Annotated in this window: 14 protein-coding genes, 1 tRNA gene and 1 riboswitch; of the genes, 5 read left to right on the forward strand and 10 right to left on the reverse strand. The window is 56.7% G+C overall.

Going from position 1 to position 13904, the window contains the following annotated elements; all coding sequences use genetic code 11:
• Positions 1-48: 48 nt before the first annotated feature.
• Positions 49-121 (forward strand) — tRNA-Ala (locus WG936_RS07370).
• Positions 122-193: 72 nt separating this feature from the next.
• Positions 194-616, forward strand: coding sequence for a DUF2871 domain-containing protein (locus WG936_RS07375; protein WP_339572513.1), 423 nt, complete (start codon positions 194-196; stop codon positions 614-616).
• Here WG936_RS07375 and WG936_RS07380 read toward each other — a convergent pair.
• Genes WG936_RS07380 through WG936_RS07390 form a run of 3 tightly spaced genes read right to left on the reverse strand, consistent with a single transcriptional unit; the run spans position 605 to position 5167 of the window.
• On the reverse strand, positions 605-1246 hold the full coding sequence (locus WG936_RS07380) for a DUF3239 domain-containing protein (protein WP_339572514.1): 642 nt from the start codon (positions 1244-1246) through the stop codon (positions 605-607). The two genes, WG936_RS07375 and WG936_RS07380, sit on opposite strands and share 12 nt — an antisense overlap.
• A gap of 10 nt (positions 1247-1256) precedes the next feature.
• Positions 1257-2888, reverse strand: a complete 1632-nt coding sequence (locus tag WG936_RS07385; RefSeq protein ID WP_445227946.1) for a DNA repair helicase XPB — start codon at positions 2886-2888, stop codon at positions 1257-1259.
• Between the two features lie 53 nt (positions 2889-2941).
• Positions 2942-5167, reverse strand: coding sequence for a helicase-associated domain-containing protein (locus tag WG936_RS07390; RefSeq protein WP_339572516.1), 2226 nt, complete (start codon positions 5165-5167; stop codon positions 2942-2944).
• Positions 5168-5230: 63 nt separating this feature from the next.
• On the opposite strand from WG936_RS07390, the gene WG936_RS07395 reads away from it, so the two are divergent.
• Positions 5231-5425 (forward strand): hypothetical protein, encoded by a 195-nt coding sequence (locus WG936_RS07395; RefSeq protein WP_339563946.1) that lies wholly within the window; start codon positions 5231-5233, stop codon positions 5423-5425.
• A 152-nt stretch (positions 5426-5577) separates the two neighbouring features.
• On the opposite strand, the gene WG936_RS07400 is transcribed toward WG936_RS07395, so the two are convergent.
• From WG936_RS07400 to WG936_RS07410, 3 genes are all read right to left on the reverse strand, one after another.
• A complete protein-coding gene (locus tag WG936_RS07400; RefSeq protein ID WP_339563945.1) occupies positions 5578-7197 on the reverse strand; it encodes a solute symporter family protein in 1620 nt (539 codons plus the stop codon).
• Between the two features lie 2 nt (positions 7198-7199).
• On the reverse strand, positions 7200-7541 hold the full coding sequence (locus WG936_RS07405; protein ID WP_339563944.1) for a DUF485 domain-containing protein: 342 nt from the start codon (positions 7539-7541) through the stop codon (positions 7200-7202).
• Between the two features lie 404 nt (positions 7542-7945).
• A complete protein-coding gene (locus tag WG936_RS07410; RefSeq protein WP_339563943.1) occupies positions 7946-8554 on the reverse strand; it encodes a transglycosylase family protein in 609 nt (202 codons plus the stop codon).
• 8 nt (positions 8555-8562) lie between these two features.
• Positions 8563-8713, reverse strand: a riboswitch (cyclic di-AMP (ydaO/yuaA leader).
• 418 nt (positions 8714-9131) lie between these two features.
• On the opposite strand from WG936_RS07410, the gene WG936_RS07415 reads away from it, so the two are divergent.
• Positions 9132-9518, forward strand: coding sequence for a cold-shock protein (locus tag WG936_RS07415; protein ID WP_339563942.1), 387 nt, complete (start codon positions 9132-9134; stop codon positions 9516-9518).
• Here WG936_RS07415 and WG936_RS07420 read toward each other — a convergent pair.
• Together WG936_RS07420 and WG936_RS07425 are read right to left on the reverse strand one after the other, a co-directional pair.
• Positions 9515-10018 carry a DUF2771 domain-containing protein gene (locus WG936_RS07420; protein ID WP_339563941.1) on the reverse strand — a complete coding sequence of 168 codons (504 nt, stop codon included), beginning with the start codon at positions 10016-10018 and terminating at the stop codon, positions 9515-9517. The genes WG936_RS07415 and WG936_RS07420 overlap by 4 nt on opposite strands.
• A 9-nt stretch (positions 10019-10027) precedes the next feature.
• On the reverse strand, positions 10028-10801 hold the full coding sequence (locus WG936_RS07425) for a glutaminyl-peptide cyclotransferase (protein ID WP_339572517.1): 774 nt from the start codon (positions 10799-10801) through the stop codon (positions 10028-10030).
• A gap of 117 nt (positions 10802-10918) precedes the next feature.
• On the opposite strand from WG936_RS07425, the gene WG936_RS07430 reads away from it, so the two are divergent.
• A complete protein-coding gene (locus WG936_RS07430; RefSeq protein WP_445227774.1) occupies positions 10919-11506 on the forward strand; it encodes a DUF3027 domain-containing protein in 588 nt (195 codons plus the stop codon).
• Here WG936_RS07430 and WG936_RS07435 read toward each other — a convergent pair.
• Together WG936_RS07435 and WG936_RS07440 are read right to left on the reverse strand one after the other, a co-directional pair.
• The gene (locus tag WG936_RS07435; protein ID WP_339572518.1) at positions 11503-12123 is read right to left on the reverse strand and encodes an aminotransferase class IV; all 621 of its coding nucleotides are present in this window, start codon (positions 12121-12123) and stop codon (positions 11503-11505) included. The genes WG936_RS07430 and WG936_RS07435 overlap by 4 nt on opposite strands.
• Positions 12123-13889: a chorismate-binding protein gene (locus WG936_RS07440; RefSeq protein WP_339572519.1), complete on the reverse strand. Its 1767-nt coding sequence runs from the start codon at positions 13887-13889 to the stop codon at positions 12123-12125. Before WG936_RS07440 ends, WG936_RS07435 begins: the two co-directional genes overlap by 1 nt.
• Between the last annotated feature and the right edge of the window lie 15 nt (positions 13890-13904).

The raw sequence follows: 13904 nt of genomic DNA on the forward strand, positions 1-13904 counted from the left end.
GTCGCATGCCCCGGTTGTGGGGTGTGGGGCGTGTTTTTCGTGTGTTTTGGGGTATTAGCTCAATTGGTAGAGCACCTGCTTTGCAAGCAGGAGGTCAGGAGTTCGATTCTCCTATACTCCACAAAAAACAACACCACAATTGAGGTGCTGTGCCAACGCTGAATTCTTGGATATTGCCACTAGAGTTAGCATCATGCAGAAGTTATATACCGCAGCCGCAGCCTTTGCCGTCCTTGGTTTGGTGGCCGGCGTCTTCTATCGAGAATTCACTCGAGCTAATGACTTTATGGGAGAAACGCAACTCTCCACACTCCACACGCATTTACTAGTGCTTGGCATGTTTTCCTTCCTCATCCAAATGGCTCTCAATGCCGTGTTTAAATTGGACGAGCATAAGCTGTTCAACGCATTCTTTTGGACCTACACCGTAGGTTTGGTGTGGATGACCACGATGATGGTGGTGAAAGGAGTGTTCCAAGTCCTTAAGGAGGGACAAGAATACCCCGCCGCCCTTGCGGGCGTATCGGGGCTGGGGCATATCATTATGGCTGCAGCGATCTTCATGCTCTTCCGAATTTTGCACAAGCAAGTACGGAAGTTTCAGCTACAAAACTAGCAGGTTCAACGGGGTTGCTTTTACTTCCTCAAGACGATCTAGGTACTTCATAAGGCGATTCCATTCATTTTCTGGGATCGTCTTTTTCGCCTTTTTGATGACGGTATTGTCAGGAGTTCCCCACGCGATTGGCATTGGCGAAATTTCATCCCAACGATCCGTGGAAGAAACCGATCGGCGACCGGTCACAGCCACCGCAGGCACGCGTTCTCCGACAACTCTATCGTGCCCTCGCAGATTGCTGATTGTTCGCGTCGCGAGCGCTGGAACCGGCTGTGTGGCTTCGCCGGCGTTGGCGTCGACAAGCGCCAGCAAAACCATGTCTCTAGCGTTTACCTCAGCGATCACCGCAGGAACGAGTTCATACTTGTCAAACATGTCCTGGGCAGTGCCCATCTGTTTGGGCAAGACAAGGACGAGGAAGAAGCAGAAAAGGGCGAAGGCCAACAGACCAATGGAAACAGCTAGTCCCCACGTCGCGCCGTCGGAAAGCCGAAAAACGAAGAACGCGACAAGTAACAGCACTAATCCGAATACCCCGGAGGATACTTGCAGCCGAAAGGCGTCGCGGGAAAACTCATTGTTCTGTTTGTTATGTTCAGAGTCAATAGTGAAGGAAAACGTGCGCATTGGTTTCTTTCTATGAGTCAATGTCTTCAGCATCAATAATTCGATAGGCGTAGCCCTGCTCTGCGAGGAAGCGCTGGCGATGGGCGGCATATTCTGCATCCAAGCTATCCCTGCTCACTACAGTGTAGAAATGCGCCTGACCTCCATCAGCTTTAGGGCGCAGCAGCCGGCCAAGACGCTGAGCTTCCTCCTGCCGCGAACCAAAAGTACCAGAAATCTGGATGGCAACGGCAGCTTCCGGAAGGTCGATAGAGAAGTTGGCAACTTTAGAGACAACAAGAGTCTGTAGCTTTCCGGTGCGAAATTGATCAAACAGTCGTTGGCGTTGTGCATTCGAGGTCTTTCCTTCCACCACCGGAACGCCTAAAGCCTCGCCTACCTCCTCCAGTTGGTCAACGTACGCACCAATAATGAGAGTCGGCGCGCCTGCATGGCGGGAGAGAAGCTTGCGGATCACACTCATTTTTCCGGCCGCGTTTGAGGCGAGGCGGTAACGCTCCGCAGGCTCCGCAGTCGCGCAGGTCATCCGTTCCGCCTCGGTCATAGTCACGCGCACCTCGGTGCACTCGGCGGCCGCGATGAAGCCCTGGGACTCCAAGTCCTTCCAGGGGGCGTCGTAACGCTTCGGCCCAATGAGGGAAAACACGTCTCCCTCGCGGCCATCCTCACGCACCAAGGTTGCCGTGAGGCCGAGCCGTCGACGTGACTGCAGATCAGATGTCATCCGGAACACTGGGGCGGGAAGAAGATGCACTTCGTCGTAGATGATCAACCCCCAATCGCGAGAATCGAAGAGTTCCAAAGCACGAAACTCACCTTTAGTTTTGCGGGTGACAACCTGATAGGTCGCGATGGTGACTGGGCGGATCTCCTTCTTCTCGCCGGAGTACTCACCGATTTCTTCCTCGGTCAAAGTAGTGCGACGAAGCAGTTCATCCCGCCACTGTCGGCCGGCGACGGTATTGGTGACCAAAATCAAGGTCGTGGCTTGTGCCTTTGACATCGCAGCAGCTCCCACCATGGTCTTGCCAGCGCCACAAGGCAGCACGACGACTCCCGAGCCGCCCTCCCAGAAAGACTCTGCCGCCATTTGCTGATAATCGCGCAGCTGCCAGTCCTCGTGCTTCGTAGACAGCGAAATCGGGTGCGCCTCACCATCGACGTATCCTGCAAGATCTTCAGCGGGCCAGCCAACCTTCAGCAATTCCTGCTTGAGCCGACCCCGCTCGGAAGGATGCACCACAATGCTTTCTGCATCCAGCTGTGCCCCCAACATTGGTTTGATCTTCTTGTGACGTTGCAGCTCCGCCAAAATCGGAGGCTCCGAAGATTCCAAGATCAATCCGTGAGCAGGGTGTTTATGCAGCCGAACACGACCATAACGTGACATCGTTTCTGCGATGTCCACCAACAACGGCTGGGGGACAGGGAAACGAGAATACCGCTCCAGCATGTCCACCACTTGCTCGGCGTCGTGTCCTGCTGCGCGCGCGTTCCATAATGCCAGCGGTGTGATGCGATACGTGTGGATGTGTTCTGGGGCTCGCTCTAGTTCTGCGAAAGGAGCGAGCGCCATGCGAGCTTCGCCGGCCTTAGGGTGGTCAATCTCAAGCAAGATTGTCTTATCTGATTGGACAATCATCGGGCCATCAAAATTCACAGGCGCTCTCCTCGCATGAAAAGGTCAAACCACCATTATTGCACTAAAACCTCGGTGATTCGATGTACCTGAAAGCGGTAGACGCTGCCGGTGGTGGTATCGATCGCGTCGACAAGCCCGGCCGCGACAGTTACTGGGCGCACCACTCGGTGCACAGCAACGCCCTGCTTATCGACGAACCCGAGGGTCACCGTTTTTCCTGCGCGAGCGGCAGCCTGCAAGACACTGAGCGTCTCTGAAGCAGGAGCGCGGGTGCCGGTTGCTACTGCGTCGCGTGCCGTTTCACCACGACGAATAGCGTGCACGGCCGCCTCAATACGGCTGTGATCGAGGCTGGCCTTAGGCTGTGCTTCGGGAGGTTGCGGGACTCGCGCGGGTACGGGAGCGAGGTTCAAGCTCGCGCCCAAGGCATCCTCAGCAGTAGGTTGAAAACCCTTGGCTCGCAAAGCCTTAATAACCGTTATGAGTGGGGCCTGGGCTATGGCCACGGTCGGCGCGATTGCTCGCAAAGCGAGGAGATCACCGACCGCCTCGACCGCCTGAATTATTAGTGCGGGGTCATCGCACCGTAGGTAACTCATTGCTGGTCCACCACGCAGGCTACCGTGCTTGCGGGCGACATCATCGACGAGGTATCCAATCGACTGTGGCAAGGGCGTAAGGGAAAGCTCGGTCAACTGGTGCATGATCTCCGAAGCGGACAGCCCGCTGTCCAAGGCCCTGCGTACTGAGCTCTCGGTGATGCGGTAAACGCTTGCCAGGCCAGAGGATTCCAGCTCCGCAAGCACATCCACGAATTGTTGTACCTTCGGGGTGAGTGGTCCGGGGGCGAGCATCGTCATGTCAGCCTGAACAATCAGTTGTTCGACCGGTGGCGGAACTGTGAGTGTGCCTAAGCGGATGGCACTAGTGAGGACACCACCGGAGACCGCCCCGATCCAGACGGCCTCATCGAGCAGTTCCTGCACAGTGTGTTCCGGTATCGCGGCAGCAGCGAGCGGGTGATGGAAGCTGAGTAGTTCGCGGATGCCCGGCACGGATCCGCCCAAGGGCAGCTGTCCGAGAGAATCGATGAGCAGTTCGCGCCATTCGGGGAGGTGAGTTTCCCGCATATGGCTCGCCAACAAGTGGACCTTTGCGCCATTTTGGCTCGTACCGAGCTGCCAAGGTGCCCACACGCTATCGCGCCAGCCGGCAAGGAGTCCGTGCAGCTGCTCTGCTAGGGAGCTGCCGAGCCATTGGTCAGCTAAGGGGGTAGGTGCGTAGTAATCTCCGCCATCGTCATCATCGGGCAATGGTTCCGGGACCCCTCGGGAGATCAACCCGGCGGACACTCCGAGGCACATCAGACGGGCAACTTCGACCTCACTGATGCTCAGGGCTTTGGCTAGCCGAGACGTCATCCGCACCCCGATCGCACCACCCTTGAGCGTAGACACCGGCGCGGCACCGAGCTCCTGGAGCAGCAATCTTAAAGTGCGGCAAACCTCAAGCCCGGCGGAAGTACCGGATTGGTCCGCCTCATCTTGTAAGACTTGGCCTTGTGAACGGACGCTAGGCACGCTGAGCGGTGGACGAAGCCTGCCACTCAACTGATTGTGTACAGCTTGGGGCAGTTGAACTGTGCCTTCGTCGACGCGATGCAGTAGCCCCTTGGCAATGAGCTGCGGGATCGGACGAGTCGGATCTGCGTCCACCGCGGCATCCTTAGTGACGCCAGTGCCACCGGATTGTGCCAAGGTGACGAGGATCTTCTTGGATCGAGCAGACAGATTGGACAACTGCTCGGCAAGGTCAGCTGGAGTAGCTGCGGCATCAGGAAGTAGCTGCCAGCCAGTAGGAAGTGCGGACATCGCCTCTTGCAGCACGAGGAAATGTTCAGCGCCAAAAATGAGGCCGAAGGATCGGAGCCTATCCAGGGACTCCGCAATTTCCGTGGCAGGTGGGCAGGAATCCCCGTGCTGTTGAGTGCGATCCTCGATCAAGCTCACTACTTCGGGGGCAGTAACAGGGGTAAACTCACCGCCAATCGAAGCCGCCGCCTCCAACGCCAGCAAGTCGATGGTATTGAGCGAACGCAGGGCTCTGCTAATCGACGCCCGCAACTGTAACCGCGCAGCTAGAGAGCTGATTCCGGGCGGTAATGGTAGGACAGTGTCCGGTCGGAGCGACAGCAATTCCGACAGTTGCTCGTCGCTTAAGCTTGCAAGCCACTCGCGGAAACTGGGGATGGTATCGCCCGAGGAAGAAGGTTTTTTCATGATGGCTCAAGTTTAACGTCCCGAGAAGTGACTTTTTAGCTCGAGTTTTGAAACAATAGGTGCATGTCAAAAATCGAGAAGAATAGCTACGTCGATCCGGGCTGGCCTGAGCATCTCCCGGAAACCAGCGGTCACCCTGTTACGGAATTGGTTTCTCGTCTGGCTGGCGCATCCAGCCCTTACGGTGATGACATGCCATTTCCGCTTCCGGCAGAGAAGATCGGCTACGTCCACCCATACACCCGCATTAACAAGTAGTTTTTTGCCAAGGAAGGGCCAGCAGGTTGGTGCTGCTGGCCCTTCCTGCTGCTCGGAGTAACTGCGCTTGGGGAACGAGCCGCGCAATGGACGTCGAAAAGCTAAGCAGCAAAAATCTCCCTAGGGTTTCCTAGGGAGATGCGGGGGATTGCTTAGTGCTGAACTGCCTTTTCCACGCCAACACCGGTGAGAGAGCGTACTTCCATTTCTGCCCGCTTGAGCGGGAAGTTGTCTGGCTTGCCGATCAGGGTGCCGATGATACCGAGTAGGAAGCCCGTGGGGATCGCGATGATCGATGGGTTGGTGAGCGGGAACCATGCGAAGTCTGCCCCCGGGATCATCGCTGTCGGTGCACCGGAGACGGCCGGGGAGAAGATGATCAGGATGATCGACGTCAGCAAGCCACCATAGATGGAGAAGAGTGCGCCGGTGGTGTTGAACTTCTTCCAGTACAGGGAGTACAAAATTGTTGGCAGATTAGCTGCGGCAGCAATACCGAAAGCTAGCGCGACCAAGAAGGCAATGTTCTGCCCCATGGCTCCGATGCCCATGACGATAGCCAATACACCGATGACAATCACGGTGATACGGGAAACACGTACCTGCTCTTCTTCTGTTGCTTTGCCGTCACGAAGGACTGAGTTGTAGATATCGTGTGCTACGGAGGCGGAGGCTGTAATGGCGAGGCCAGCGACCACAGCGAGGATCGTCGCGAAGGCTACAGCAGAGATACAAGCCATGAAGATGGTGCCGCCGACCTTGGATGACAGCAGCAGGACTGCAGAGTTCGCGCCACCGGGAGCATTAGCGATCTGGTCAGCGCCGACGAGAGCGGCTGCACCATAACCCATCACTACCGTCATCAGGAAGAAGACCGCGACGATGCCGGTCGTCCAGACGATGGAGCGGCGGGCTTCTTTAGCAGTAGGGACGGTGTAGAAGCGCATCAGGACGTGCGGCAGGCCAGAGGTACCGAACACTAATGCCATGCCCAAGGAGATAAAGTCCAGCTTGGTGAGGGTGTTCTTGCCATATTTGAGTCCCGGGTTAAGGATGGCATCACCCTTAGGATGATTCGCAACCGCAGTTTCAAGCACGGCATTGAAACCGCCCTTGACTGCAACGAAAGTGAGCAAGGTGATGACGATTGAGCCACCGACGAGCAGCACAGCTTTGATCATCTGGACATACGTGGTGCCCTTCATGCCACCGACGAGGACGTAGACGATCATGAGAATACCAACGATACCGACGACGATTGCCTGCGCACCCTTGCCACTGATGCCGAGCAGCAAAGCCACGAGTCCGCCGGCGCCAGCCATCTGAGCAATCAAGTAAAACAGGGAAATCGCGAGAGTAGAAATAGCTGCGGCCATGCGAACTGGTTTCTGATTCAGGCGGAAAGAAAGCACGTCTGCCATGGTGAACTTGCCCGTATTACGCAGCGGCTCCGCAACAAGCACCATCGCGACTAGTAGCGCGATAAGGAAGGCCACGGAATACAGGAAGCCGTCGTAACCACTCAGTGCGATTGCGCCGGTGACACCGAGGAAGGCCGCGGCGGAGAGGTAGTCACCAGAAATGGCGAGTCCGTTTTGCCAGCCAGAAAAGGAAGCGCCACCGGTGTAAAAGTCAGAGCCCTTCTGAGAGGTGGTGCGAGTCGCACGGACAACGATGGTCATGGTCGCGACAATGAACAGGAGGAAAATGGAAATGTTGAGAATCGGATTGCCGGTAGAGACTTGCTCGCCAGCTGCCAAGATCTGGTTCATTACTACACCTTGCTTTCTGGAGAGGTTCGGGTCATCTGCTCGCGCAGTGCAGCGGTGGCTGGATCGAGCTTGTTGTCTGCGAAGCGGACGTAGAGCCAAGTGACTAGGGCTGCGGTCGCAAACTGGGCCAAGCCGAGGACCATGCCGATGTTGATGGCGCCATATAGCTTCTGGGAAACAAAGTCCACCGCGAAAGTCGCGGTAATGATGTAAAACATGAACCACGCCAGAAACGCGACGGAGATGGGGAAGGCAAACTTCCGGAAAGTGCTGCGGAGTTCGTGGAACTCGGCGGATTCGCTTACCGCGAGAAACTCTTCCGGAGTTGGTGTTGCGGATTTCATATTCACCTCAAGTACTAAATGCGGCGTCTGTCACCTTTGTGAAGATCATGTGAGACGCTACACAAACGCCATGTGAATTGCAGGTAAATTGAGGTCAGGGGTGTAGTTGAGTGTAAATGTTCGTCTTCGCAAAATTGTAAAGATGTGAGGATATGTGAGTTTTGCTAATGGCGAATCCGAAATTCGGGGGCGGTTGGGTGTATAAAAGGTGATGCTGTTCCGGCGAAAAGCGGAGCGAGTTCCAATTTTGGGGTTCAGGGGGAGTCGAGAATTTTGCCCGCAATGGGGGTAGGTTGATTGCTGCCAGTCAAGGCAAAAGGCAATTGAAATGCCAAACGGCGCCTACCTGCTTGCCGAGTCGGGCAAGCAGGTAGGCGCCGTGAAAAGCTCAGCGCGCTACAAAATTAAGAGCTGGTAGCGATCTGGTTGATGTCTGCGCCAAGAATAGAGTTGATGTTGCCCTTGTTGGCTTCGAAGTAAGCCTTGACAGTTGCTGGAACTTCCATTCCGCGAGCTGCAAACTGAGCCTCTACCTGTGCGTAAGCGGCATCTGCAGCGGTCTGTGCGGCAGCAGGAGCCTCAGGTGCAGCCTGCTCGGCTGGAGCATCGAAAGGTACTGCTGCTGGGGTAGCTGCAGCGGTGCGAGGGGTGGCGGGGGAGTTCAGTCCGAGGCTGGCGGAACAAGCTGGCCATGCGCCCCAACCCTGGCTGGCAAGCACGCGCTCGGCAACGGCGATCTGCTGCTCGCGGGTGGCCTGGTATGCGTAAGGGGCAAACTCCTGGCCGCCGTTAGCGCTCCAGGTGGATGGGGAGAACTGCAGGCCGCCGTGGTAGCCATTGCCGGTGTTGATGTTCCAGTTGCCACCGGCTTCGCAGCCTGCCAAACGATCCCAGTCGGAGTCGGTAGCAGCGGAGGCGGTAGGGGCGAGCAGGGTAGCTGCAGCGCCGAAAGCGACGGTGGAGGCAGCGAACTTTGCCTTGAAGGATACGGTCTTAGCAGCGTGACGTGCCATGTTAAAAGTTTTCCTCTCATTTACGCCTGCGAGGTTAGCTGTCGGGTTCAGGCGGAGGATATATGTGCCTGGCCACAGAACGTGGCTTCACCCCAAGGGAAGACCCCAGAAAGTGGTTTCCCCGCCCTTGTCTGCAATGAAGTTATGTACGGATGGTGTTCAAGTTTGCACTGACCATATGCTCGAATATCTTTTCCCAGACAAGGTTAGGCGAAAGAAAAGATAGTAACGAGCGCCGTGCTTGTTATCTAACAGTAATGGTTTGTCACGAAAGAGTCACGTTTTGGTGGTGGATTTATGGTTCTTTGGGCGATGTTGGACTAAAACCCCAGCTCGCCTCGAAAGAATTTTTCTTGTGAACTGTGTCACGGCTCGCGTTTGTGTGGAGCAGGTGTTAACGATGTTTCGTGTGGTGACGGCTAACGGGGGTTGGTTAGTAGTCCGAACTGCGGTTACAACTAGGCTATACTTCAAGCTTTATCCTTATCGCGCGCTACCGAACCAGCGGTGGGTAATGGCACGAGAACCCCACAGAGGCTCCCGAGCGCGAACGAGAATCTTTAGGGAAGGATCGATCATGCCTATTGGCAAAGTGAAGTGGTTCGATGTTGAACGCGGATTTGGTTTCGTCTCCAATCCAGGTGATGAAGACGTCTACGTAAATAAACAGGTATTGCCCAAAGGCGTGACTGAATTACATCCTGGTCAACGAATCGAATTCGACTTCGCCGCTGGACGTCGCGGCCCTCAGGCGCTGCGCGTCAAAGTGCTTGATGATGCCCCAGCACGGAAGCCGCAGCACAAGTACAAGCCAGACGAGCTGCACTCAATGGTCTCGGACATGATCACGTTGTTGGAAAATTCCGTCCAATCCCCGCTGTTAGCGGGGCGTTACCCGGATCGTAAGGAAGGACGCCAGGTGGCGGAAATCCTCCGCGCTGTGGCGAAGGAACTCGACGTTTAGGATTCCTTGGCGTTGATGGACCACACCACTGTGTAGGGAGTTTCCGCCCCAGCGGCGTTGCGTCCAATAAGAACTGTAGATACCTCGACCACAACCAAGCGTGGTCGAGGTTCGCCGTCTAGAGATCCGGGAATCTCCATGTCCTTGGCCTCGTTGGCTTTGAAATAGTGCTGGTCATTAGCAGCCGGATCATCGTAAATCTTCAGCACCGACCAATCGTGATCGTAAATGTCCTTGGGAACTTCGATCCGCAGGGAGCCATCTGCAGGCACGCTGATCTGTGGAATCTTCCCCTCGGGGCACTCGACCCCCGGTTCGCACACCGTATAAGGGAGGACTTCCTGCCCATTAGCCTTGATCGCTACGGCTTCTGGGGCCGGGCCAGGCCGGCTATTCCACCAATTTTGAAAGGCGATGGAGCCCGCGATGACCGCGACCACCGCGATGATCAAAATGAGGAATTGAGTCAAATTGCGTTTGCGCACGTTAGCCATGCTCATCAATGCTAGTTAATCAGCCGGCACAAACCGAACTTCGTAAAGATCGGGCCAGCGCTTCCCGGTAACTAAGAATCGGTCAGTGCCAGGGATGTGGGCAATGCCGTTTAATACGTTGTTCGGGTCTTGTGCTGCGTTGTTCGGCAGGCTGCTGGCGTCGATACGCGCGGTAACCTTGCCGGCAGCGTCCAGCCGGACGATTTCTGATGTGAGAAAACGATTGGCATAGATTTGACCGTCTACGCACTCGAGCTCGTTGAGCTTATCGACGCCAGTTGGAATCTCTCCTTGTACCGCGAAGCTGTCCGGATCCAGCACCTGGAGCGTTGCGGAACCGTTCGACATAATGAGATGGTCATCCATGGCGCACAATCCCCAGCCCTCGCCACTAATTGGGGCTTTGTCGATTACTTCGAGCGAGGTGGCATCACGCTTGTAAGCGACGCCACTTTGCCAGGTAAGTTGCCAGATATGGTCCCCGTATTGGGTGATACCCTCGCCGAATTCGCTGGGTTTTAGGTCCTTCGATGCGAGCTCTCCACCGTCGATGGTGCGACGGTAAATCCGGCTCTCGCCATGCCAGCCGGTTCCCACCAAAAGCTGATTCGGATTTGCGCGGTCTACTTCCAGGCCTTGGGCGAAAGCAGCTGTGCTGCCGGGATGAGTAGCGAGGATCTCGGTTCGAAGCTCTTTCGGCATAGCCACCTCAGGGCTGCTGCTACAGCTCAGGAGGAGGCTACTGAGCCCGATGAATCCGAGCAATTTCACGCCGAATGTGTATCTCATAGAATTCAATTTTGCCCTATCGGACATAATGGGGGAGTGGGAACTTCAAGCAAACGATCAAACGGACCGCTCTTTGATGCCCGTGCAGTGAAGCTAGCCCGGCATGCACTCGCGGATATGGGGGAAGACGCCAGTGGTGTGCACTCGGGGATTTCGGTCCTTAACAAGAACGCTGTGACGCATCATTTCGAAGCCCAGATGCCTGGTTACCGTGGCTGGGAGTGGAACGTGGTGCTGGCATGCGCCGAGGGCTCTCGGTTCGTCACAGTTAACGAGGTCGCCCTCATGCCGGGCCGGGATGCTCTGCGCGCCCCGGAGTGGGTTCCCTATGAGGATCGCGTGCAGCCGGGGGATCTCCAACCCGGTCTGTACATTCCGCCGCGTGTCGACGACGAACGCCTGACGGAGCTCGAAGGCGGACACAAACTCACTTCAGTTGGCTTTCAGGGAGCCCTGGAACGATGGCGCGAAGCCTTTGGGCCAACAACGGAAAGTGCGGAGAAATCCCAGCTTAAGTGTGAGACCTGTGCCTTCTATGTCGCCGCTGCAGATGTCGGAAACTTCTTCGGAGTGTGTTTCAATGAGTTCGCGGCTGACGGACATGTAGTGCATGCAGCTTATGGTTGCGGCGCTCACTCTGAGACCCCTCCGGCCCAAAACCTTGCTGCCACGGAGCACGAAGCGTTCGACGACGAACAGTTCTAGACACGTTCAGCGTGGCGCCAAGCCCAGGAATTAAACTCCTGGGCCAACCGATCGTGACCGCGAGTAGTTCGAGCCCCCGAAAACGCGTTGAGCAGCCAGCACCCCTTCTCCAGATCGGCTAGCTCCAAAAGCCGGTGCTGCGTGGGAATGCCACATTCCCGGAAAAACTCCTGCGCCAACCGCGCCGTCGTCGAAGGCAATGCGCGTGGATGTGCGGAGAACACCGCTGAGTTCTCCTCGAAAACCAGCAGCGCCGAAAACACTCCTTCGACGATGGTGCCACGCGCATCTGCAAGGAGACCTTCGTCGTAGCCCCGCAGTTTGCTCAGCTGCTGGCATTGCGCGAGCCAATCCAAGTCAGGCCCTTTCACAGTAGGGTCTGAGCGTTCATCCAGATGCGGTATGGGATCTATCGTGACAGTCATCGGGACCCGCCGATCGGGACGCAGCGTTACATCCCCCGCAGTTGAGACAAGAGGGAAGCATGCGGCTGCTCCTGCTTGGCGTAGTTGGCGTCGGACCTGTTCCACGTGTTCTTCATCAAGCCCTAGACGTTCGAAGTGGTAGGAGAGGCCGCGCACGTGGCCAGAAATCATACGGAAACTGGTGACGCGCATCAAGACTCCAACAACAGGCGGAAGGGTTGCATCTTCACTAACACTTCGTCGTATTCCTCATCAGGATCGCTCAGCGCAGTAATAGCGCCTCCTGCCCCGTAACTGAGCTGGCTGCCATGTTGCACTACAGTGCGGATCAATATAGCCCAGTCTGCTTCACCGGAGGCGGAAATATACCCCATGCAGCCCGAATAATAGCCACGGGGTTGCTCCTCGAGTTCCGCCAAGATGTCCATGGAGCGCTGTTTTGGTGCACCAGTCATCGACCCGCCAGGAAAGGCCGCTCGCATAGCGTTAAGCGGGTCAGCCTCAAGTTGGCCGACGATCGTAGAGACGAGTTGATGAGCCTGCGAAAAGGTATACACCTGGCAGAGCTCGGCCACGTGGATGCTGCCCGGGGCGCAGCTGCGGGATAGATCATTGCGGAGTAAGTCCACGATCATGAGGTTCTCGGCACGATCCTTCACGCTAGCCTTGAGATCATTGACCAGAGCGGTGTCCTCGGCTGCAGAAGCACCACGCCGACGAGTGCCTTTAATCGGGCTGGCGGTGATGGTGCCGTTGCGGATCGAAAGGAAACGCTCCGGGGAGGAAGACAGGACTGAAACTTCGCCCAGAAACAGGCCCGCCATCGGGGCGGGCGCTATTTCACGAAGCCTCAAATAAAGGGCTAAAGGGTCAACCTCGTAGGAAGCCCGCGCACTGGTAGTCAGACACAACTCATAGGAGTCGCCGGCTGCGATAGCTTCTTGGCACTGAGCTATCAAGCGCCGATAGTCCGCTCGACTGTGACGCATTTCGACCTGTGCCGCAATCCGCGCCGGGCTGGGCGCTGATGTTAGCTCCGGTAGCGCAAAATCATCCTGAGAGATTAGCCAGGCAGCATCGTCAATGAGTTGGTACACCATTTTGGGAACGAGCAAGCTGCCGGAAACGAATTCGCCGCCGTCGATACCCGCAGTGGCTTCATAAGGGAGCACTCCCATCGCGCCGGGTACGAAAGTGACCGGGGCGGGATCAGAATCGCTACTCAGGATTCCGACAGGGATCTGGTGCGGGGAAACCAACTCTGAACCAGCGCCGATAAGATGCATGCCGGAGCCGTCGGAGGAGTCGAGCCAGCACACAACTGGATGCTCCCGGCGCATAGCTGCCACCAAGGCCGCAGGATCAACTACCGCACAGCGGCGTCGTCGCCAGGTCGTGATAACACCGGTGGCGTCGATAAGCTGGCGCATCAGCTGTACCCCATGCTCGGTGCCGATGGATTCGGGATGGAACTGCAGACCCCACTGTGGTTTGTCGGTGCGGCGGAGCGCCATGATGGTGCCATCTTCGGCTCGCGCGAGGACCTCGATCCGGCTGGCTTCGGTTTCGCGGACATCGAGGGAGTGGTAACGAATCACCTGCAGTGGTGAAGGAAGTCCAGCGAAGAATCCGCTGCCGTCGTGGGTGATTTCGCTGCTAAGGCCGTGCTTGGGATGCTGCGCACGATCGACTGTGCACCCCGCCGCCAGAGCAATGGCCTGATGCCCTAGGCAGATGCCGATGACGGGAGTGTCCTCGGCAAGGACGGTACGTGAGGAGCCAATATCGGCAGCCTCAGCAGGGTGGCCCGGGCCGGGGGAGATGATGACGAGGTCGGCTTCCGGGCGTGGCTGGTTGTTGCGAACTACCTCGGGCTGGATACCGACGGCTCGAAAAACCAAATCAGCGAGGATATGAGTGAAGGAATCATGGTTATCAATGATGAGGATTTTGGTCACTATCGGGTGCGTCCC

This window comes from Corynebacterium sp. H127, assembly GCF_037482665.1.
Taxonomy (GTDB): Bacteria; Actinomycetota; Actinomycetes; order Mycobacteriales; family Mycobacteriaceae; genus Corynebacterium.